The 21,523-nt window shown below is 57.6% G+C and carries 19 protein-coding genes; all 19 read left to right on the top strand.

The window, feature by feature from the left end; translation table 11 throughout:
* The first annotated feature begins 45 nt into the window (after positions 1-45).
* Entirely contained in the window at positions 46-495 is a 450-nt protein-coding gene (locus FTW19_RS10320) for a hypothetical protein (protein ID WP_147647548.1), read from the top strand.
* A 79-nt stretch (positions 496-574) separates the two neighbouring features.
* Positions 575-937, top strand: a complete 363-nt coding sequence (locus FTW19_RS10315) for a hypothetical protein (protein WP_147647547.1) — start codon at positions 575-577, stop codon at positions 935-937.
* A gap of 31 nt (positions 938-968) precedes the next feature.
* Positions 969-2,663 (top strand): hypothetical protein, encoded by a 1,695-nt coding sequence (locus FTW19_RS10310; RefSeq protein ID WP_147647546.1) that lies wholly within the window; start codon positions 969-971, stop codon positions 2,661-2,663.
* Positions 2,651-3,655, top strand: coding sequence for a type VI secretion system baseplate subunit TssG (locus FTW19_RS10305; protein WP_147647545.1), 1,005 nt, complete (start codon positions 2,651-2,653; stop codon positions 3,653-3,655). The genes FTW19_RS10310 and FTW19_RS10305 overlap by 13 nt, the downstream gene beginning before the upstream one ends.
* A complete protein-coding gene (gene tssK, locus FTW19_RS10300; RefSeq protein ID WP_187143406.1) occupies positions 3,648-5,420 on the top strand; it encodes a type VI secretion system baseplate subunit TssK in 1,773 nt (590 codons plus the stop codon). Before FTW19_RS10305 ends, tssK begins: the two co-directional genes overlap by 8 nt.
* 18 nt (positions 5,421-5,438) lie before the next feature.
* On the top strand, positions 5,439-8,153 hold the full coding sequence (locus FTW19_RS10295; RefSeq protein ID WP_147647543.1) for an ATP-dependent Clp protease ATP-binding subunit: 2,715 nt from the start codon (positions 5,439-5,441) through the stop codon (positions 8,151-8,153).
* Positions 8,150-10,270, top strand: coding sequence for a family 16 glycoside hydrolase (locus FTW19_RS10290; protein ID WP_147647542.1), 2,121 nt, complete (start codon positions 8,150-8,152; stop codon positions 10,268-10,270). Before FTW19_RS10295 ends, FTW19_RS10290 begins: the two co-directional genes overlap by 4 nt.
* Positions 10,271-10,999 (top strand): PP2C family protein-serine/threonine phosphatase, encoded by a 729-nt coding sequence (locus FTW19_RS10285; RefSeq protein WP_147647541.1) that lies wholly within the window; start codon positions 10,271-10,273, stop codon positions 10,997-10,999.
* Positions 10,999-11,871, top strand: coding sequence for an N-acetylmuramidase family protein (locus tag FTW19_RS10280; RefSeq protein ID WP_222705563.1), 873 nt, complete (start codon positions 10,999-11,001; stop codon positions 11,869-11,871). The genes FTW19_RS10285 and FTW19_RS10280 overlap by 1 nt, the downstream gene beginning before the upstream one ends.
* Positions 11,852-12,448: a hypothetical protein gene (locus tag FTW19_RS10275; protein ID WP_147647540.1), complete on the top strand. Its 597-nt coding sequence runs from the start codon at positions 11,852-11,854 to the stop codon at positions 12,446-12,448. Before FTW19_RS10280 ends, FTW19_RS10275 begins: the two co-directional genes overlap by 20 nt.
* Positions 12,449-12,510: 62 nt before the next feature.
* Positions 12,511-12,924, top strand: a complete 414-nt coding sequence (locus tag FTW19_RS10270) for a hypothetical protein (protein WP_147647539.1) — start codon at positions 12,511-12,513, stop codon at positions 12,922-12,924.
* A 61-nt stretch (positions 12,925-12,985) separates the two neighbouring features.
* Positions 12,986-14,548: a type VI secretion system Vgr family protein gene (locus tag FTW19_RS10265; RefSeq protein ID WP_147647538.1), complete on the top strand. Its 1,563-nt coding sequence runs from the start codon at positions 12,986-12,988 to the stop codon at positions 14,546-14,548.
* Positions 14,549-14,574: 26 nt separating this feature from the next.
* The gene (locus tag FTW19_RS10260) at positions 14,575-15,318 is read left to right on the top strand and encodes a hypothetical protein (RefSeq protein ID WP_147647537.1); all 744 of its coding nucleotides are present in this window, start codon (positions 14,575-14,577) and stop codon (positions 15,316-15,318) included.
* Between the two features lie 10 nt (positions 15,319-15,328).
* Positions 15,329-15,868, top strand: a complete 540-nt coding sequence (locus FTW19_RS10255; RefSeq protein ID WP_147647536.1) for a hypothetical protein — start codon at positions 15,329-15,331, stop codon at positions 15,866-15,868.
* Positions 15,869-15,873: 5 nt separating this feature from the next.
* Positions 15,874-16,317 carry a hypothetical protein gene (locus tag FTW19_RS10250; RefSeq protein ID WP_147647535.1) on the top strand — a complete coding sequence of 148 codons (444 nt, stop codon included), beginning with the start codon at positions 15,874-15,876 and terminating at the stop codon, positions 16,315-16,317.
* A 9-nt stretch (positions 16,318-16,326) separates the two neighbouring features.
* Entirely contained in the window at positions 16,327-17,232 is a 906-nt protein-coding gene (locus FTW19_RS10245; RefSeq protein WP_147647534.1) for a hypothetical protein, read from the top strand.
* Positions 17,229-18,026, top strand: a complete 798-nt coding sequence (locus FTW19_RS10240) for a hypothetical protein (protein ID WP_147647533.1) — start codon at positions 17,229-17,231, stop codon at positions 18,024-18,026. Before FTW19_RS10245 ends, FTW19_RS10240 begins: the two co-directional genes overlap by 4 nt.
* Positions 18,023-18,316 carry a hypothetical protein gene (locus FTW19_RS10235; RefSeq protein WP_147647532.1) on the top strand — a complete coding sequence of 98 codons (294 nt, stop codon included), beginning with the start codon at positions 18,023-18,025 and terminating at the stop codon, positions 18,314-18,316. Before FTW19_RS10240 ends, FTW19_RS10235 begins: the two co-directional genes overlap by 4 nt.
* Before the next feature lie 517 nt (positions 18,317-18,833).
* Positions 18,834-21,452, top strand: a complete 2,619-nt coding sequence (locus tag FTW19_RS10230; RefSeq protein ID WP_147647531.1) for a polysaccharide biosynthesis/export family protein — start codon at positions 18,834-18,836, stop codon at positions 21,450-21,452.
* The last annotated feature ends 71 nt before the right edge of the window (positions 21,453-21,523 follow it).

Raw genomic sequence — 21,523 nt, 5'->3', positions numbered from 1 at the left:
AAATGATCTCGCGCAATTCGCGCACAGCCGAAAGGATTCCCCCAAATGGCAGCTCCATATCGCAGCACCTGCACCATTGACGGACAGAAGTTCGATTGCCTCTCGATCCAGGTGGCATTTTCGACGGATAAAGACCGCGCCGGCATGCCCCAGATGGGCTCTCTGAACACGGACATTCGCGTGTACGTCGACTTCCACGACGACACCAACATCCCTTTCTCGACCATGAGCAATCTCTTCAACCTGTCGAACGTCGTCACCCGCGACAAGGTGAAGCCGATCAAGCTTGAGTTCTGGAAGGACGACTCGCACCAGGATGCCCTGGCCTCCTACAACTTCAACGGCTGGATCAGCGGCTTCCACACGCTGAACCCATATCAGAGCGAGACCCAGCTTAAGGATGAGGATCATGCCGGTGTGAATCACATCCTGGTTCTGGATCTGGAAGCCCAGATGAACCAGCAGAACTTCCGCGACATCATGCTCTCGAACTAACTAACTCCCCCGACCCTGGACCGCGGTCCTCCCCCCGGCCGCGGTCCAGATGCCCCACGCCCCCGCTCTGGTGATCGTTATGTCGTCCCTTTCATTTCCCATGCGTCTGCAGGAGAACGGCCTATTAAGACGGAGTGAACGCTCCGCGGCATTGATCTCGTTGCTCCAGATGATGGCGAGAACACCGCAAGGATCCTGGAAGGCATGTCCCAACTTTGGCCTTCGCGATCTGTTTGAAGATGCGCGGCTACGCGCGGACGCGGCGCAGCTCGCCATGGAACGCATTAATCAGTCGCTCACCGAACTTCAGATCACGGGCTATGCCGTGACCGAAGTCGTTCGCGAGCTGAGCGCCGGGCGGGACGTCGACACCTATGCAATTACGTTGGAAGACATTTCCTCGCAGGAGCGCATTACCACCAGCGTAGTCCCCGAGCGATAGAAGATATCTGCGTCTAGAAGAGGTAGCAGTTGTGAGCCCACAGACACCAAGCGTTCTCGAGATTGACCGTAAACTTCGCGATGACTTCCGGCGCCGCGTTAAGGACTTCGGCGTCAGCACGGATACGATCGATCCGCTGTTGGCGGTCCTGTTCCGTACCGTTGCGCAACAGGTCGATCAGATTTACGGCGATACCGATCAACTGCGTGGTGCACTGCTTCATGAGCTGATGGATGGGCTCAATGTTCAGCAATATCTGGCCCGGCCTGCGCAGGCTGCTGTCCGGTTTGTCAGCCATCAGCCGGAGCCGCGCATTCTTCGTAACGGAACCGAGCTGAATGCGGTAGCTGCCTCAGGCGAGCGACTTACGTTCGGTCTGGATGCTACCGTCGAAATCTCGCAAGCGCGTATAGCCTTCGCTCTGAGTTATCAGGACCAGAGCCTCCGCCTGTTGACGGGCGTCGAGATGAGCGAAGCCGTTCAGGCAATGCGGCCCTCGATGGAGCCCACGCCCATCGGCCTTGGGCCATATCCAGCACTCTTCCTTGCCATAGAAAATCTTTCGCCATCCCTGCTCAACCGGCACGGCATCTTTTTCGACCTCGGCCCCGGCAGCTATCCGGTGCAACATGCTCTCTGCAATGAGTCATGGTGGATCTTCGATGAGAACGGCGATCTTTCAAGCGGGGGCTTGCTGCGTCCGAAGCGTACGAATGGCGGAGTCTATCAACTCGCATTCCAACTTCACCAGGGCGAGGAGGTTTCGCATCTTGACGCCGCACTTCCAAGCATTCCGGATGGCTTTTACAGCGGGCGCCAGTTTGTCTTCCCTCCGATGTATGCCGGAGATCGATTCCTGTGCCGCTGCCCGCGGTTACTGGAGCCTGCGCTCTCTCGGCTGCTGAATCGAGATGCCTCGCGGCTGCTCGATGAGCCCAGGCTGTGGATCAAGATCTCCATGCCCAAAGGGACACCGACGTTGCATCATGCGGTCAATGGCATCCTGCTGCATAGCATGACCGCATCCAACGTCTATGCGCGCAACCAGACGGTGGACTTTGACAAGGATGGCACCTCTATCCCAGTCACACGCCAAAGCGATACACCGGAGTATCTGGTTGCACCGCTCTCCATCATGAGCGTGGAGAACGAGCCCTATGAATCGGTTCTATACCCGCGCACGAAGTCGCATGCTGGCCGCTTTGCCCTGCACAATGGCAAGCTGACGCTGTATCCGGGCACCAATCCGGACGGATCATCCCATGATCGCGCGAACGTTCGTCTTTGGCTCACCAATGGCGAACTCGGAAACCAGGTTGGCCCGGGAGACATTACCGGGTTTGCGCATGCCGCAGCCATGACCGGCATCCGGCTCGCACCATTCACTGCGGCTGCCGGCGGAGCCAACGTAGAGAGTCTTGCCAGTGCGGAGCGCCGGTTTGCCGATGCTTTGCTGACTCGCGGCCGCATCGTGACACGCACTGACCTCGAAACCTCTGCCCTTGCTCTCGACCGCAGAATCGTGGCGGCCTCCATCAGCTCCGGTTTGGAGCGTCGCGAAGGCGGGTTGCGCAGGGTGGAGCGACTGCTGCTCACGTTGGACACCCAAGCATTTGATAAGCCGGAGATCGAGTTACCGATGCTGCGGTCGCAGGTAGAGACATCGCTTCGATCACGGCTGGTACAGGGGCTGGAACTGGAGGTGCAGTTCGTATGGAAGAACTAGCACACACATCGCCAGTCCGGTTGATGCCAAACTTTGTTACCGGCAATCATGCTCACCGGCACTCCCTGGACTCTGCGCTGCTCTCATTGCAGGCGCGGGGAGTAAGCCCGCAGCGGATTACGTTACGCCGTGTCGGCCTGCAGGCAACTCCGGCAGGGACCATTGTGCGCCAGGCTCCCGCGCCAGGAACTCCACTGACACCGGGCACGCCGGTCGAGCTGGATGTCTCCGGCACGGGCTTTGTCCATGCGCTGCCGACAGGCATGTGGGACTCCGGCGGAGAACGTGAGGCCGGCACGCGGGAGATATTGCAGGTTGTTGACGACCCGCTCGAGAAACTAAGGCACTGGTTCTATGAAGGCGCGCCCCTGTTCCGGATTGGACCGGATGCTCCAGATGCGTGTGCTCGCTGGCTATCGCTGTTCGGTATCGATGCCGAGCTCTGGCCGCGCACGACATGGTATCCACTTGCATCGGTTGTTGCGCAAATCCCGCAGCTCTCGTGCTCCGAGAATGGATGCTGTTTTCTGCTTGAGGTATTGCTTGGTCTGAGAGTCAATTCCCTCTCCTATCGTCCATCGCAGAGCATTCTCCCAAAAGAAGTGCTTTCTCGACTGGGTTATCGCGCCTCGCGGCTCGGTATGGATCTGCTTCTTGGCGATGGAGCCGAGGACCTGGCGGTGCTGCAGGTTGAAGTCGGCCCGGCCACGCTGGTGGATTATGAGCGGTTTGAGGAGACCACGGAAGGACGCACCCTTCTACGGCGCGTCCTTGATCTGATTCTTCCTGTTTCAACGATCTTTGAGGTTCGCTGGCTGGTTGAGGATCTTCGGCAAGCACCTCGCCTGGGCTTTGCCCAACACAATGCCCGCCTCGGTATCAACACTCACATGGGTATGGCACTGGATGCCACACCCGATCTACCAACACATGTCCGCGCGGAACATACTTCCGCCGCACAAGAGACATGGTCCGGAGCTAGCCATGCATGACATTCGACCTGAGACCGATAGCACGTTGACCCTTCGCTCTGTTAACTGGGAACACGGAATGCTGCTCACGCCCGAGCACTTTCTCCGCCAGGAGCGCTATCTCGAATCCCTTGTCTCCTGGGGCGTTCGCTACCTCACTCCAGGCTACGGACTGATCGGCGGCGGTATTCGTCTGCCCGAGACCGACCTCGGAACCTCACGTTTCGATCCTGAAGTCGCGCTGCACGAAACCGCCGAGGCCCTGGATATCTCCGTTTCTCGTGTCCGTGGAATCAGCCCTTCAGGCATTGTGATTGATCTGGATGCGGTTGGGAGCATCAGCACGCGTTTCAATAAAGAGGAACTTGCCGGGGTTGCGGAGGCCGTCGTATACGTGGTCAGCAATCCTTCGGAACGGCTCAAGACAGATGGCGCGGCGGATTCGTTCAATCCCCAGATGCGGACGGAGCGTGTACCGAGCTTCCGTATCGCACTCGATGTCACTGCAGCAGAGCTACAACAAAGTGTCGCCGTCGCTCGCATCCGCCGGCCTGCGACCGGCATGATGTTTGAGGCCGACCCGCAGTTCATCCCTTCCTGTATCACTCTCGCCGCCCACTCAGAGTTGATGAGTGGAGCGCGCCGTATCGTTGAGAGCATCAACCGTCTCGCCTCTGCGTATGCGGAACTCCATCGCGCTATGCGCGAGTTTATGGTGATCTTCACCGAACGCGGGCTTGAGACAGAGGTAGACCGCGACTCCATCCAGTTTGCGGAACGCATGGTGCTTGAGCTGCAGAATACGGCCTATGATCTTCTGGACCGCACCCAGCCGCCGGACCGTTTCTTCAGCCGCGTGCGCCGCATGCTGCACTCGGCAGCGATCTTCTTCGACATCGCCACTGGCATGCAGCAGTACTATGACACGCTGCGCGAGACCGGAGAGAGCGAGTTCCTTGGCCTGCTCGAGCTGCAGAAACACATGCTGCAGCAGGGCCGCACCATCAAGCTCGATGCGAATCTCGCCATCGAGATCAAGAAATCACTGCAATCGCTGCTGAACCTTGAAAAGCTGGAGCTCGCGCTCGAAGGCAAGTACATCGACTTCAGGAAGAGCACGGCGATCGAGAGTGCGAACTTCATCTTCGATCGCGGCGGAAAGGTTCTCTATCGTCTTGCAGCTCGGCCGGCTCGTGTTCAGGGCATCGCGGACGAGATGACCATCTTCTTCTCGAACCTGCGGCTCGAGGGCCGCGACCGCTATCGCCTGATCCTGGTCGGTGACCGCAATAAGCCGTGGCTGCGAGGAATTACGATCGGAGCCGAGATCCGCATCAACGAGGGCTCCGGCTTCCGCCGTGAAAGCCTGATCCTCTCAGGCGAAGCCAAGCTGGATGAACAGTTCAACATCGAGATCGATTTCGAGGCGCCGGATGTGCCCACCATCACCGATCTGCGTGTGACGGTTCCCTCGTATCACACCGTGCATACGGCGCTGCTGTTCACACGTCATCGCTTCTACGCCGGCAATCGCGAATCACCGGAAGCTCGTGGCATCGACCGTACAGATCTCCCCAGAGAACCTGCAATGGTGGCAGCCACTGCGGCTCCGGTAGAGAGTTACCGTCGCGCGGCGCCGATTCCGGCCAATCATCGCAAATCTGTAACGCCCATCCAGCCGCTCGCCGATGACGCGATCGACGTCCAGCCGCCGTGGATGCCGCGAGACAGCATGCCCAACTCATCGGAAGTGAATGAACGTCCGCGTCGCCGGCGTTTGGAATAAACGGGAAACGGAGGGAAGATGGCACTCGATCTAAGCAAGCTGTCCGATGAGATGGAGTCAGGTCTCGCCGGCGCCCGGTTATTGGCCGAAGATAGACGGCAAGCACTGATTCAACCCGAGCACCTGCTGCTTCGTCTGATCGATACAGAAGATGGCAGCCTGAAGCAGGTTCTGCTGCAAAAGCAGATCAACCTCACGCTTCTGCTCGATGCCCTGTCGCGCCGCGCCGACCAGCTCTCGCAGCAGACACTTGAATCCGGTCGCAGGCCGCTTGCGTCGCAGACATTGCGTACGTTGCTGGCGGAATCCTTCAAGATCGCCGATAGTCATCGACGTCCTTCGGCAGAGCCAATCGATGTCCTCGAAGCAGCTCTAGCAACAGGACACAACGACCTGCGGAGCGACTTTCGTAAAGCCGGCATTACGCTCGAAGACATTCGCGGAACCGTGGCTCCCGCTTCGACATCTTCACGTGCTCAGGCAACCGTGAACCAGCAGCCCTCCAGGAGCGATCTTGAGAGCGGCACGAAGATGCTTGACCGGTTTGGGCGCGACCTCACAGCCGCTGCGGCGGCCGGTGAACTTATGCCGGTCTTCGGCCGTGACGAAGAGGTGCGCCAACTGATCCAGACGCTGTTGCGTAAGACGAAGTCGAATCCGGTCCTGGTTGGCGATCCTGGAACGGGCAAGACTGCTATTGTCGAAGCGCTTGCTATCCGCATTGCCTCCCAGGATGTGCCCGAAAGCATGAAGCGCTGCCGCGTCGTCGCCCTCGACCTGATGGGACTTGTCGCCGGAGCGAAGTACCGTGGTGAATTTGAGGAGCGGATTAAAGCCGTCGTCGATGAGGTTCGCCTGCGCAAGGGCGAGATCATCCTCTTCCTCGATGAGATCCATCAGCTTGTCGGAGCCGGTGGAACCGAGGGCGGCATGGACGCAGCCAATATTCTGAAGCCCGCGCTCGCCCGCGGAGAGCTGCGCTGTGTGGGAGCCACCACCTTCGACGAGTACCGAGAACGGATCGAAAAGGACGGTGCCCTGGCACGGCGGTTTGAGCGGGTGCAGGTCGGTGAGCCGACCGATGAGTCCATGGTCTATATCCTGCGCGGTATCCGTGAGCGCTATGCCATCTTCCATGGGGTTGACCTTACCGACGAGGCGCTTCATGCCGCAATTAAACTTTCACGCCGCTACATGCGTGACCGCTTCCTGCCGGACAAGGCAATCGATGTGATCGATGCAGCCACGGCGCGGTTGCGGATGCAATTGGAATCGCGGCCGACTGCGCTCGATCAGCAGGAGCGCCTGCTGACCCGCAAACGAGCCGAACTGGAGACGCTGCGGTCGCTTCCCCGCCCTTCGGCCGCACAAAGCCGGCAGATAACAGAGCTCGAATCCGAGATCGCCGCGCTGGAACCGAAGATCGCCGCCGATGCCGATGCATGGGAGAAGCAGCGCTCAGCGCGCATTGAACTGGGGCGGACGGCACAGGCAATCGAGGAACAGCGCCGCCTGCTTGCCTCCGCGGAAGGTGTAGGCGATGTCACCAGAGCCGCTGAGATTCGCTATGGCACACTCAAGCACCTGGAAGAACAGCGGGATGATCTGGAACAGAAGCTACAGCTCTCGCGTGAAAGCGCCAGCGAAAACACATTGATTGCCGACAAAGTTCTTCCGGAACATATCGCTGAAGTTGTTGCTGAGCGTTCAGGAGTACCGGCCTCCCGCATGCTGGAGAGCGAGCGGGAACGGCTCGTACACCTGGAAGATCGCCTGGCAGAGCGCGTTTATGGTCAATCGGAAGCGATTCATGCTGTCTCTGAAGCGGCACGGCGCATGCGTACCGACCTGCAGCTCAAACGCTCGCCTGCATCGTTCCTCTTTGTAGGCCCGACAGGTGTCGGCAAGACAGAACTGGCCAAGGCACTGGCGGAGTCACTCTTCGACGATGAGAGCGCGTTGATCCGCATCGATATGGGCGAGTATAAGGACGCCTCATCGGCCGCCGGGCTGATTGGGTCACGGCCTGGCCTGGTCGGCTCGGACGAAGGTGGCTTCCTGACAGAGCAGGTACGCCGCGCTCCTTACTCCATCGTCCTCTTCGACGAGGTGGAGAAAGGACATCCCGCGATTCTCGATCTGTTGCTTGGCGTGCTTGATGAAGGCAGACTGACCGATGCCAAGGGACGCTTCTGCGACTTTACCAATACGGTTGTGCTCTTCACCTCGAACCTGGGGGTGCGAGAGTCCATGGTCGCCGGCGAGGACAATCAACTGCGCGAGAAGATCATCCTCGAGACGGTCAAAGCCAACCTGCGTCCCGAGCTCTATAACCGGATCGGGCAGGTCATTCCCTTCCATCCACTGGGCATGGAGGAACTGCGACGCATTGTCGAGACACACCTCCGGAAGCTGGACAAAAAGCTGCAGGATGATCGGGAACTGCACCTGGAAGCAACAGACAGCGCTATCGAATTTCTCGCAGGTCTCTCCTATGACCCAGAGTACGGAGCTCGTCCGGCCGGCCGCGTGATGCAGCGCGAGGTGTTGTCGCCGCTTGCGGGGATCCTGCTTACGGAAGATGTGAGTCCAGGCTCGCGGATTCATCTGGATCTCTCCGTAGACGCGGACCAGAAGACAGAGCTTCTCTTCTCGGTTGAGCATCCGGATGCGCAGAACGAAGAAAGTCTCGAGGCTGCGCAATCAGAGCAGCCCGAGGAGGTATCGCAGTGAAGATCGTGACGTTGCTGGCAGTTGGTCTACTTGGTTTGAGCACGGCGGGTTCTGCAGTTGGTCAGACACCGCTAAGCCTTTTCAATGGAACTTCGCTCCAAGGCTGGAACACGCAAGGAACATGGACGACGAACGGCGGCACGCTGTCGGGAACCGGGACCGGCGATCGGCATGCACTGACGGCAGTTCCTTTCGCCGATATCAACTTGCAGTTTGAGTACAACATCGTCACACCTGTCGGCGCAAAGCTTCGTCTGTGGACGACCAGCGAGAACAACGGCGGTCTCACGATCGATCTCGACAACACCAACAACGCAGCCGGCGTGGGAGGCGTGGAAGATCTGGATCGTTCTTCCATCTCCATTATTCCGTCGGGATGGCATCGGGTTCAGATCGAGGCCACTCACGGTAAGCTTCGTGTCCGGATCGATGACGTTATCACCGCGAGTCCGGGGAATCTTGGAAGCCGCGCTGGATACATCGGCTTCGAAGCCAAGGGCAACGGGCAATTTCAGGTCCGTAACATCAAGGTCACCCCACTCAATCTGAGCTCGCTCTTCAATGGCAACGACCTGAATGGATGGAAGAGCGTCTCACGTGCAGCGGACGCAAAAGAAGGTATGGGACACGCCCTGCAGAAGACCTTCTCGTTTGGAATGGCGGGAGGCACCACAAAATCGCATGATGCCGCCTGGAAGGTAGATAGCGGCCGCATTCACGGAGAGAGCGGTCCCGGCGGACTTGAGAACGGAACCATGATGGAAGATGCGATCGTACAGATCAGCGCCTCTGTCACAGGAAATAACAAACCGGGGACAGGTTTCTCATCCATCCTGTTACGGAATACTCCCGGACAGCTTTCCGGCGGCTACTCGATCGGCCTGGGACCGTTTGCGGGCACCATTGACCCGCTTGTAAAGCGTCCTCCAACAACGACGACGAAGGCGGTAGACCAGACCGTCATCATTTCCGGACGCACGATTGCGGTTTGGGTTGGCGGCAACCTGACCTCAGTCTTCACGGATACCCGGGCAGAGAGTGCAAACGCAGCACAGGGCGCAAAGCTCTCCGCCGGATCGATGACGGTTGTCTTACCGAACGCGTTGGACCGGCTCGATCTGCAGAAGGTCAGTGCTGTCACACTGCCGAAGACCTTCGGCATGGCGGCCAAATCGGCTCCTCCGCCGCCGCCACCAACCCCTCCTGCTGTCACACAAGCGGCAGCCGCGCCGCCCTCCGCAGCCGAAACCATGATTCTGGCGCAACAACAGGCGAGCGCGAAGAAAGAAGCCGACGACGAGAAGAATAAGTCCAAGGTTGCAGGCCTGATGAACCAGGCGCTTTCCACGAACGATCCGCAGCAGCAGATGTCGTATTACTCGCAGGTCGTACAGATCGACCCTTCCAATGCGGCGGCAGTGCAGGGATACAAGGAAGCGCAGACCAAACTGCAAACGACACAGACCCAACAGCAACAACAGCAGGTGCAGGAACAACACCAGCAGCAGGATGCACAGAATGCCGAACAACAGAGCAGCGCCTCCTTGCTACAGGCGCAAAGCTCGTTCCTGAATGGCAATTTTGCACAGGCTTCTACGGCGCTGAGTGTTGCAGAGAGGCTGTCACCTTCGAACCCAATGGTGCGTGATCTTCGCTCGCGCATCAGTGCGGCACAGTCGCTTCGGTCCCGTCTCTTCTGGCTTGGAGGCGGGGTTGGTATCGTAGCCCTTGCAGGTATGGTGGCAATGTGGATCCGCCGCCGCCGTCAGCATCGTTATGCCGTACTTGAGGTCACTCGCGGCCTCGAGTCCGGCAAGAGCTATCCGCTCGACCGCGACCTCATCCGAATTGGCGCTGTACCGCAACATGGAAGCCAGAAGAATGACATCGTTATTCAGGATGTCGAGCATGCAATCTCCCGCTTTCACTGCGAGATTGCCCGCAAGAACGGACAGCTTTATCTCACCGATCTGCGCAGCTCGAATGGAACCCTCATCAACGGAGAACCCGTACAGCCCGGAAATCCGGCGCTGTTGCGTCGAGGCAGCAAGGTAACCCTGGCAAATTCTGTCGAACTGCGCCTTACAACAAAGCGTCGCGCCAAGAGTGAGATGTAAATGGAGATACGTATCAGCGCTGCAGGAGCCAGTGACGTCGGACGCACGCGGCGGACGAATGAAGACGCCTTCGGTTTCGATCTGGGCCGGGGACTCTTCGTCGTCTGCGACGGCGTTGGCGGATCGCGGGCAGGCGAAGTCGCCAGCCAGTCGGCTGTCGATTGTGTTCTACGTACATTTCCCGAAACGCTGGCGGATTCCAACGACGGGGGGAATGAACTGCACCGTGCGATTCAGGGGGCCAACCGTTACATCTATCAGTCGTCCCTCAACGACGCCGTTTACCAGGGCATGTGCACGACCATCGTGGCTGCCCACTTCGATGGCACACGCATGTGGATCGCGCATGTCGGTGACAGCCGGGCTTATCTGCTTCGCCGGCAGTCGCTCCATCGCTTGACCGAAGATCACTCTCAACTGGCGGAAAAGCTGCGGGAGGGTTTGAACCACAGCTCAAAACACGCCATGCAGCAATGGGATTCGATGTTGACTCAGGCCGTGGGCGCGTCAGAGATCGTGATCCCAGCGGTCAGCATGGTTCGAGTCGAGCTAGGCGACTGTTTCATTTTCGCTACGGACGGCGTCAGTAAGGCATTGCGTACCTCCGAAATGCTTGCACTGCTACTGACAACGTCTTCGCCGGAACAAGCGTGTCAACAACTGGTAGGCGCAGCAAACGACGCTGGCGGGCACGACAATGCCACCTGCGTCATTGTGGAGATTGACTGATGTCATTTCGTGAGGAGCTCAAAAAAGCCGTCGGACCGGGAAAGCCGAACGAAGAACAGGATGTGCGCCTGGTGCAGCGTCTGCTCGATCGGCAATCGGCACGTACTGGAATCATTGTTCCGCAAAATGGTGGCTTCGATCGTCAGACCTATACGGCGATCGCCACCTTCCAGCGACGGATCATACATATGCCGTTCGCAGATGGCATCGTAGAACCCCGCAGCGCGACTTTCCAGCAGCTTGCCATGACAATGGGGCAACGGCTAATGGCCGGCGCAGCCGGAGGACTCCGACTTCCCTACCGCACGGGTGATGCGAAGCTGGCGGATGACGATTACAAGGCCGCCGCGGATGACTTGTGCTGTGAGGTGCGTGCGATCAAAGCGGTTACATCGGTAGAAGCTCCCCGTGGAGCCTATGATGAGTTCGGCCGCCCCACCATTCTCTTCGAACGTCATCTCTTCCATCGCTTCACGGCCGGCCGTCATGACCGGTTCGCTCCGGATATCTCGAATGCCAACCGAGGCGGTTATGGAAAATATGCCGCGCAGTATGACAAGTTGCAGCGCGCCTATCAGCTCGATGCGACAGCGGCACTCCGGGCGGCGTCCTGGGGCGCGTTTCAGATCCTCGGCGACAACTATGCACAGGCCGGCTTTGGTACTGTGGACCTTTTTGTGACCGCCATGTGCCAGTCAATCCAACAGCAGTTACGGGCATTTGTTGCCTTCATCAAGTTCAGCGCCACGCTGACGCAGGCGATTCAAAACCGCAACTGGGCGACCTTCGCCCGCGTCTATAACGGCCCAGCGTATAAGGACAACCGTTATGACACCAATCTGCAGGGGGCCTATGACGCTGCGACACCTTAGTCATCACTTCCTCATACTCGCAACACTCAGCACCGTTGCCTGCCACGCACAGACCGTCATGCGGAAGGCGACGCCGGCGGATGCGAACGCGGCTGGAGGCAAGGTCACGGCGCCCGCGTTGCCGGCAGGAGCGGCTAAGTTGGAGATTGATCGCAAACAGATCATGTCTCTGTCTGTAATTCCGGCACTGACACTCGTACCTGTACGTTTTTCAAAGAATGGAGATACTGCCGGGCCGCCCTTTCATCAATGCGGTCTCGCTACGGTGACAGGCACAGGCGAAACGCACCTGCTCATCACCTTCGGGACCGACTGGACCGAAGCTGAGAGCTGTGTCTCTCTCTCCGCCATCGGCACCGCAGAGAGTAAATCCAAGTATCCGGCGCTGGTATTGATCTACCAGGCAACGACAGGACATGAGTCTTTCCCTGAACCTGTGCTTCTGAAGTGGAACGCTGCTTCCGGCATATACGAACTCGACGCAGAGCGGTCGCAATGGATTACGACGCAACAACTGCCGTACACGATTCCTAATATTCGCAAGCTCCTGGCAAAGAATCCTGGGGAGCGCAAGTAGCGGCAAATGGTCGTCCGGACGAAGACCGTCAACATACGATTCAACCCCGTGAGGAGATAAGAATGGCAAATCCATCGAATACGACCATCACCGTCGACGGCGTTAAACTCAACGCCTTCTCGACACAGATCGGCCTGGCCACGGTTGTTGATACAAACGGGATGCCATCGATGGGCTCTCTGAGCTGCGCGATGGACTTTTCCGCCGACATGCACGACACCGTCAACGTTCCATTCGCCACCGTGAAGAAATACTTCGATCTTGCCAATGTCCCGACAAAAGACAAGATCAAAGACGTAAAGATCGAATTCTGGAAAGACGAACATCGGCAGGACGCCATCTGCACACTCTCCTTCAAGGGCTGGATCAGCTCCTGGAACGTATCAAGCGGAGGTGGCAGTAACCACGTTCTATCCGTCAGTATTCAACCCGCGCTCGACCAACAGAACTACCACGATCTCCAGTTGGGCAATTAAGACCGTTCGGCGTCAGGGTTCTTCTCTGCGACACGATCCCACCGGAGTCTGAGGGCACATCATGGCATTACCTCACATTCAAATTGGCGACAACCTGCTGCAGGATGCATTGCTTGCATCTGTCGAAATCACGCAAGGGCTTAACCAGCACTGGTGGTGCACCGTTGTCTGCCGGCAGACGGAAGACAAACGAATCCCAGTCGAAGACTTCCTCGGGCAGACAGTCCAAATCAAAACGACCGACCAGGACGGAGTAGAGCACGTCAACTTCTCCGGCTTTGTGCTGGATGTCGAATTGAACTACGAGGTCTGGGGAAGCTATACCGCACAGCTGACCGCCGTCAGCGAGAGCTACAAACTCGACCTGACCGCCCGTAAGGAGTACTACTCCGACCAGACGCTCTCTTCCGTAGCCAATACCGTCTCCGGCCGGGAGGGCCTTTCCGTCTCCGTGAACGGAGGCTCGGGTAAGGCGCTGAACTACGTGCAGTATGGCGAGTCAGACTTCTCGTTTCTGAACCGCATTGTTGACGACTATGGATGCTGGTTGCGCCCCTCTGAAAAAGGACTCGAGGTCTTCGATTCGTTCCAGCCGGGTGGCAAAGTATTGTGGCGTGGAGAAGATGGTCTTATTGACTTTCGTGTGAAGGGATCGCTTGTACCGGCTTCGGTCAGTGGCTCCCACTACGATCACCATGCCATGCAGTCCAACACCTTTCAAAAGGTAAGTGACTCGGCCGAGTTCTACCCTTCCTCAGGGAAATTGACCAGTGCGGTCCAGTCGCGCTCACAGTCGCTTCCCTCGGCATTCGCATCACAGCGTGCGCGCGTCATGACGCTTGACGGCTATCAGGACTATCTCCGCAAGGAGAGCCAGCGCTCCATCGGCGGCAGCGTTACCGCGACCGGCCACTCTCGCAATCAACAGTTGAAAGCTGGAGACACCATCGAAGTTGAAGGCAATATCGATGCCAAGGGCGCCTATGGTCTCGTAAAAGTCATCCATCGCTGGGAACCACAGGGATACAGCAACTCCTTTGTCTGCACTCCCTGGAAGAAGTACCGGAGTCCTCAGCAGCCGGCGCTCCGTTCCTGGTACGGTGTGGTGCCGGCGCGCGTGGTCGATCACAACGACCCCAAGAAGATGGGCCGCCTCAAAGTGCAGTTTTTCTGGCAGCAGGATGGCTCCACGCATTGGGCGCGCATGGTCTCACCGCATGCCGGCCCCGACCGCGGCTTCATGTTCATGCCCGAGGTCGGTGACGAGGTTGCCGTTGTCTTTGAAGACGGTGATCCGGAACGTCCAGTGATCCTCGGCTCGGTCTGGAACGGCGTACAGCAGGCTCCTCGCCTGGGCTTCTTCGGAGCAACCTCGGATATTCCAGACAACAACGTGAAGCGCATTGTCACAAAAGCCGGAAACCGGGTGCAGATGATCGATACTCCAAGCAAGGAGACCGTTGTCCTGGCAACGCCCAACTCCTCTGCGCTGACCATGACCGAGAAACACGACAGCACTGGCAGGACGCTGGTACACATCCATTCCGACGGTGACATTATTCTGACCGCGCCCAATGGCCGTGTCCATGTACGCAGTCAGTTCTTCTCGCGTGAGATTGGTTGATCAACAGGAACGAAAGGAGATAGCAGATGGGAGTCTTTCAGGGAAATATTCCAACTTCGACCCGTTCCAACAAAGGCGGATCTGACAGCGCCGCTCCGGATTTCGGCAAGCTGAATCCAAAGGCGATGACCTCCGCTACCGGTCTGAGCGGAACAGATGCAACCGACGCCAAGCTGATCCATGGCGACCGGTGGCAGCAGATCGACGGCAAGCAGACAGAGAAGATCGATAAGGATCTCAAGACCGACGTCATGGAGAACGAGGAGTGGACGGTTCATGAGGACCTGAACTTCAAGGTCAATGGGAAGACAACGGACAATCGCATTGAAGACGTCAAGGAGTACTACCACGCGGAAAGCCGCTTCGAGTACTTCGGCGAGCATACGGACCAGCACCACGAACAGGACCACCAGATCAACCCGACGCACACCTTCGACATCCTTAATGTTGAAGGTGAATTCAAGACGATCGACCTGGCGATCAAGGCATCGTCCATCGAAGCGAAAGGGCTTGCGCTGGATGCCACCGTCACCAAGGGCGAAAGCTGGGTTGGGAAGGCCGAGGCCTGGGTTGCCTCAGTGGGGGCAGGCGTCTTTGTCAATGAAGCAGTGATTGTCGATGTCGGCGAAAAGGAGCTCGAAGAACGTCTGCACGGTATCGACAATAAGATCGCCGGCCTGAATGCTCAGGTGGGAGTGGCTCGCACCCTTATCATGCCTGTCAGGGTTGGTATCTGCATCGCGGTGCATATCGACAGCCCGTGGGCGTAAGGAGAATCGGGTGATAGGCCAATCGGCGTTTCAGATCGTAGAACGTAGCGGCACGCGGCTGGTGATCGCGGCTCCAGGCCAATCCCTGCTTTCGGGATGGCTGGCAATCGTAATCGGCATCCTGCTTGCCGCAATGTTCTACTTCACTGGCCGCTCGATGGCGCGGGTCTTCTCGGCCGAGAAGGCGCCGGCTGAGGTTGCAACGCTGGTCTTTCGCTATCGCGCGTTCGGGCTGGGCATTACAGTATTGGCTCTCGCACTCTTCTGGGCGGCGTCATATACCTCCGGCTCTATCGCACTCAACCGAACGGCAGGTACGGTTGCGATGCAGTGGCGTATGTCTCTCTTCCTGCCGGCACGAACCAACACTGCCGAACTCAAAGATCTGGAAGAGGCTGTACTCGACAGCAAGCCGAACTCAGGCCGTATCCGCCTGGTAGCGAGAAGGGGCAGCGATCTCGCCTATCCAATCTGGAGCGATCGCAGCGGGCAAGAAGAAGCCGTGCGAGCCATCAATCAGTTCCTGAATGCATCGACGGAGGGCCGATAGTGATCATGCATGTTGCAGCAACGGCAGCATTCGCGGCTCTTACGATCATGACGAGCTGTAACGCAGCCGAAATGGCGATGGGCAGCACGAATCTAAAGGGCCCAAATGCCGCAGTCGGCGGCGTCAACGTGCAGGACCCCAACAAGCCGTCCTCGCAGACCTGGGACCGCCACGTAGATTCGTGCCGCTATAATGCCAGCTCCCAGGAGCTATCGTTTCTGGCCGATGGAAAAGCTGTCGTCACGATGTCCCTTGCACCCAGCACCAGGAAGGTTCATCTCGAATACGATCGCAAGACCGTCGACTTCCCCGAAAACACCTGTTCCGTCTACAAAACGGACAACATTTCCCTGCAGGATGGGCGTGCGAATGGCAGAGTCTCGCTTGTCTGCAATCAGGATCATGCCGCGCTCAATCTCTCAGTACGGTTCGAGCGGTGCGGCCAATAGAGCATCATCATGACGCAAGAATTTGTATCCACACCCGCCCGCCGCCGTCTTACTGCTGTAAGGTCGTTGCGGCAGCTCGAGCCATTTCATCGCGCAAATGCCATCGACGATATCTCGCTCTATTGGCTGCCGGTATCCGAGTTCCCGATCAAATTCCGTCAACGGGAGTGGGTCCTGAAGTTCATCACGCGGCTGGATGAAGAGCTGAAACAAGAGAAGCAGACCTCAGAGAACTTTCTACTCCTGAAGTACACCCGCACGGACCTGAATGAGCGCTTTGTCAACACGATGTTTGACTACCGGCCCATGACAGGCATGCTGCTCGCGCCCAACCAGCAGCTGCCCGCGGTCCCCACGTCGATGGAGATCAAGAAGCTCACTGAGAACCACAGCTCCGATGGCTTGCTCAATCTTGATCACCTGGTCCCCGAGTACTGCGCCTGGTTCGCAGGAGAACAACAGCCCCAGCAACGGCAGGATTTCTTCGGAGCCGGGGGCATGTTGATGTTGTGGATCGATGCCGGGCAGGAACCTGCGGGGCCAAAGATTGAACTTCCGCGCGTCCTCGCAACCCATCCTGCAATGAAAGGTACCGACTTCGCTGCCATGATTCGAAAAGGGGCCCGGCTGCAGCACCCGTTCCTGGCGAAGAGCCGTGAGATCTTTGCAGCTCATCTTCCGGACGGTCCTGCCAAGAAACATTCGATGTTTGTGCTGCCTCGCTTTAACAGCTCCCACTTTCTGGACGCATCGCCGGACGATCGCCAAAGGTGGTTTGAGATTTTCTCGGCCTATTGCATCGAGAGCGAACAGGATCGCGGCATTCTGCTGGCCTTTCGCGATCCGAACTTCGACGAGCGCATGGTTGCGCTTCTGGAGGAGATCAAAAAGGACGGAGACGAGTACCCACTATGAGCACCGCGCCCGCCATAACCGTTCTCGAGCTCACGCCGGTAGAGTGCGCCAGCCCGTTTCAGGCGTTCTGCGTCCCGGACCTCGCCTTTCCCCTCTCCGGAGAAGTGCGTCGTCCGATCGTTGATCTGGTGAAAAGGCTGCTTGCGGCGGCTGAAAAAATTGGCCTCACCACCCCCGCTCTCTGGCTCGATACGCAGCAACTTCACCAGGATGGCGGAAGCAAAGTCTACGGATCGCATGCTCGTCAATGGTCACCCGCGATGGGCTTCTGCTTTGACCCCTCAGAAGCAGCCCCCCGCAAGCTGAGGTTCGATGACCTCTTGAATATGGAATACGGTACGCAGCCCAAGCTGGCCGACCGGTCGTGCATCTTTGTCTCGAACGTGCAGCAGTCGTTTGCCGCATACGAGGTCATGGGAGGCCGCGGGGTTGCCAACCTGCTGTGCTTCCGCGAGGCCGATACTCTCGCCGCGGCACAGCGATATATGCAGCACACCCAGAAGACGCTAAAGCGTTATATGGCAGAGGGAGAGTTTCAAAACTTCAAGTATTACTTTCCATTATTAACTTCTGGGAGCGTTGCACAGGCTTCGGCACAACAGCTTTCGGAGTGGCTCGCGGAGGCCGACCTCTATCTCCGCGAGTCCCCGGAGACAAAGGAGCTGGTCATCGTCGGGGGGCGGTCTCTGGAACACCTTCTTGAGACCGCAGGCTTGCAGCGCACCGGTTATGGAGAGGTCAGCCCCTGGGCTCTCCATCTTCCCCAGCAAACCGAAACAGGAGAAATACAATGAGCCGTGAGATCAACATCACCGTCGGCAGCGATACGGCCGCAACTCAGCTTCGACAGGACTTCGACGAACTGATCGCCCGGGTCAACGGAGACATGATGTTTCAGTCCATACAGGCGGATGACCCCGTTAGTGTTGAGGCCGCCGTGACGAATGCAGAGCGGTCAATCGACGCCCACCTGAGAGAGTTCACCGAAAATGGGGCACTGCAGTCACTCGCGGGCGAGATCAAACAACAGTTCCGGGAGTCCATTGAGGCCCAGGCCAAGGCAGCGGCACAGTATGCGCGATAAGTGGCTTTGCCCGTACCGGTTACGTACCGTCAATTCCTACTGGGAATCCATACACCCTTTCTTCTTTTCCGCGCCTAAAGACGCCCGGTGGGTGTGGGTTTGTCGACATATTTCGGGAGGATTTTGTCGATTCGAAACGACCAGCTATCCTAGGTAGTACACGTATACCGAGAATGGAGACGTCACCCATTGGTGGATCAGACCCGTTTGTTTCATATTCATGTCAGCCGTAGTGAGTTTCCTCAATGGGGTTTCAAACAATCTTCAGCTTTCAGATTGCTTGAAACTGAGAGCAAAAACCTACGTCTTACTCTGACACTGACCTCATAAGACTGACACACTTTTAGGCCAGGAATAGGACGACTGTGCCCATAGGCGCAGTAAATTGGTCATTCGTTATTTTCCGCTTTTGTCAGATTATCCTTCGTTCAGAAGAATCTGCAGGGGATTTAACACTGCTGCCGTCATCGCGCGACAGCAGCTATACTGCTGCTAAAGTGAGGAGTAGTCCGCGTCCGTGCCTTTCAAGATCCGCCTGATCACATTCGTCGCCTGTTTCAGCTATTTTTCAGCATCGGTATCAGCCATTCACGGCCAGGCTCCTTCGGTTAACCCGACGACGATCCTGCAGCAGTATGACATTCAGTATGGCGCGGGCACGAACAATACAACACAATATCCCGATCCCGCCGCGCAGCAGCAGCAGCAGCAGACGGATGTCCCCCCTACTCCCCGGGTGCAACGTCCCCAGAACGGGTACGCGTATCCCTCACTCGACGATCAGAGTTTGCAACAAGAGCAGCAACAACAGCAACGGGACAGCAACCCGCTTCGCCCGGAACAGGAGAGTGCCGCCCGCCGGGAACGCTTGCTTACACAGCCGTCGGTGCCTCCACTGCCGCTGCAACTCGCAGCCGCAAACACGTTTCGTACCTTGCCTTCTATCTTCGGACGCCGCTTTTTCCGTGATCCGAACGATTACCCACCCAATACCGCGATGCAGGTGCCAGACAATTACCAGCTTGCTCCTGGAGATGAAGTGCTGGTTCGGATGTGGGGATCCGTCTCGATGAATCAGAGAGTCTCCGTCGATCGTGCCGGAGCGATTTATCTTCCCCAAGTTGGAAAAATTACGGTTGCCGGCATTCCATTCAGCAGTCTGGAAAGCACAATTCGTGGCGCTGTTGACCGCATTTATCGCAACTACAACCTCTCCGTCGAGCTAGGTCGTCTGCGTTCGATTCAGGTCTTCGTCACAGGAGCGGCACGGCAACCTGGCAGCTATACCGTAAGTTCCTTTAGCACCCTCATCAGTGCGCTCTTCTCGTCCGGGGGCCCTGCCAATACGGGTTCATTCCGCCGGATCCAGCTACGGCGCGGTGGCGAAACAGTGACGGAAGTCGATCTGTATCGTTTTCTGCGGTTTGGCGATAAAACCAAAGATGTCCGTTTGATGCCTGGGGACGTAATTTTCATTCCCCCTGTCGGCGAGCAGATCGCAATTGGCGGTAGCGTCAAGGATACTGCGGTCTACGAATTGCTGGGCGGAGAGTCCGTAGAGGCGGCACTGAGTCTGGCTGGGGGAAGATTGAATACCGCCGCCGAATCCCCTCTCACAATTGAACGCATCGTTCCGGGCGACAACAGAACCATCCTTCGTATTCCGTCGACAGCCCTGACAGAGACCCCAGTACGCAATGGCGATATCATCTTCGTCCCCGAACTCCCTCCGTCCTTTTCAAATGTAGTTACCCTTCGCGGTAATGTTGTGCAACCGCTCCGATTTGCATGGCATGCAGGTCTGAAACTCAGCGACATTCTCCCCGAGAAGAACGCGCTGCTTACCAAAGGCTACTGGTACACGCACAATCGCCTGGCGGTGGAACCCGACTTTCAGCCTCTGGTAACAACACGCCGCAACGCCATTGGAGATACGGGCATAACTTCGCGCGAAGCTGCCTCACAGCAGTATCCCAATGGGACGGCTACAACAGGCACTACCTCTGATCAGACCATGTGGCAGCAGTACCCCAATCAGGACATCCCCGGCGGCGCTTCGGGAGCGCCCCCCTATCCGAACCAAAACGGAGCCACTGGAGCTGCTGGAACTGCTGGGACCAGAGATCAATATCCCAATCAAGGCTCCATCTCAGGACGCGACCAGGTCAGTAAAGGAGCTGCGAAGGCAGTAAAGATCACCATTCCGGCCCCGGATATCGATTGGAGTTACGCTGTCATCGAGCGTAAAGACCCAGTTACCCTCAAGAGCACCCTGGTCCCTTTCAATCTAGGAAAGCTGGTTCTGGATCATGACATGAGCGAGGATAAGGAACTTCAACCCGAAGATGTCGTCACCATTTTCTCCCAGGCAGACGTTACTGTTCCGAGAGAACAGCAGACGAAGTTCGTCCGCGTGGAGGGCGAAGTCGCGATGGCTGGCGTCTACGCAGTAGGAAATAACGAAAGCTGGGCCGATGTTCTGAAAAAGGCAGGGGGGCTTACTTCTAATGCCTACCCGTTCGGGGCCGAGTTTACGCGTGAATCTGCTCGTCTTGCCCAGCAACAACGACTCGACGACTATATTGAGCGCCTCACCGCCGAGATTCAGCATTCGGTAATTAATGTCACCGTTAATGGAGGCAGTGCTTCCTCCGCCGCCTCCAGTTTGCCGGTATTGCAGGCAGAGTTGTTACGGCGTCTTCGCAATCAGAAGGCAACCGGTCGCGTAGTTCTCAACACGATGCCGGATTCCGGCTCCGTGACGGATTTACCGGTGCCGGAAGACGGCGATGTATTGATCATTCCGCCGCGTCCCAGCACCGTCAATGTCATTGGAGCGGTGAATAACCAGAGTTCATATATTTTCACCCCCCTCGCCAAGGCAAAGTACTATCTCTCGCTTGCGGGAGGCTCCACAACTGCCGGCGATTCCTCCCGGGCCTTCGTCATCCGTGCAAACGGCTCCATCGTCTCGGCTGAGCAAGGACGCGCTTTCGGCAGTCTTCGGCTGGCCCCGGGAGACACGGTTGTTATTCCGGAAAAATCGTTCAAGATCAATAAATTCCGCACGATCTTCGACTCCAGCTTCGCCAGCCAGTTCGCGGTGGTAGCAGCCATTATCTCTGTCATCCGGTAGGGCCTTCGCGCCAGATGCGACATAGGGAAAATTCTTCCCGTGTCGCATCTGGCGTCTGCTTCGCGACCGCT

Source organism: Terriglobus albidus (assembly GCF_008000815.1).
Lineage (GTDB): Bacteria > Acidobacteriota > Terriglobia > Terriglobales > Acidobacteriaceae > Terriglobus > Terriglobus albidus_A.
The sequence above is the reverse complement of the archived record's forward strand: the minus strand, read 5'-3'. Positions and strand labels throughout refer to the sequence as shown.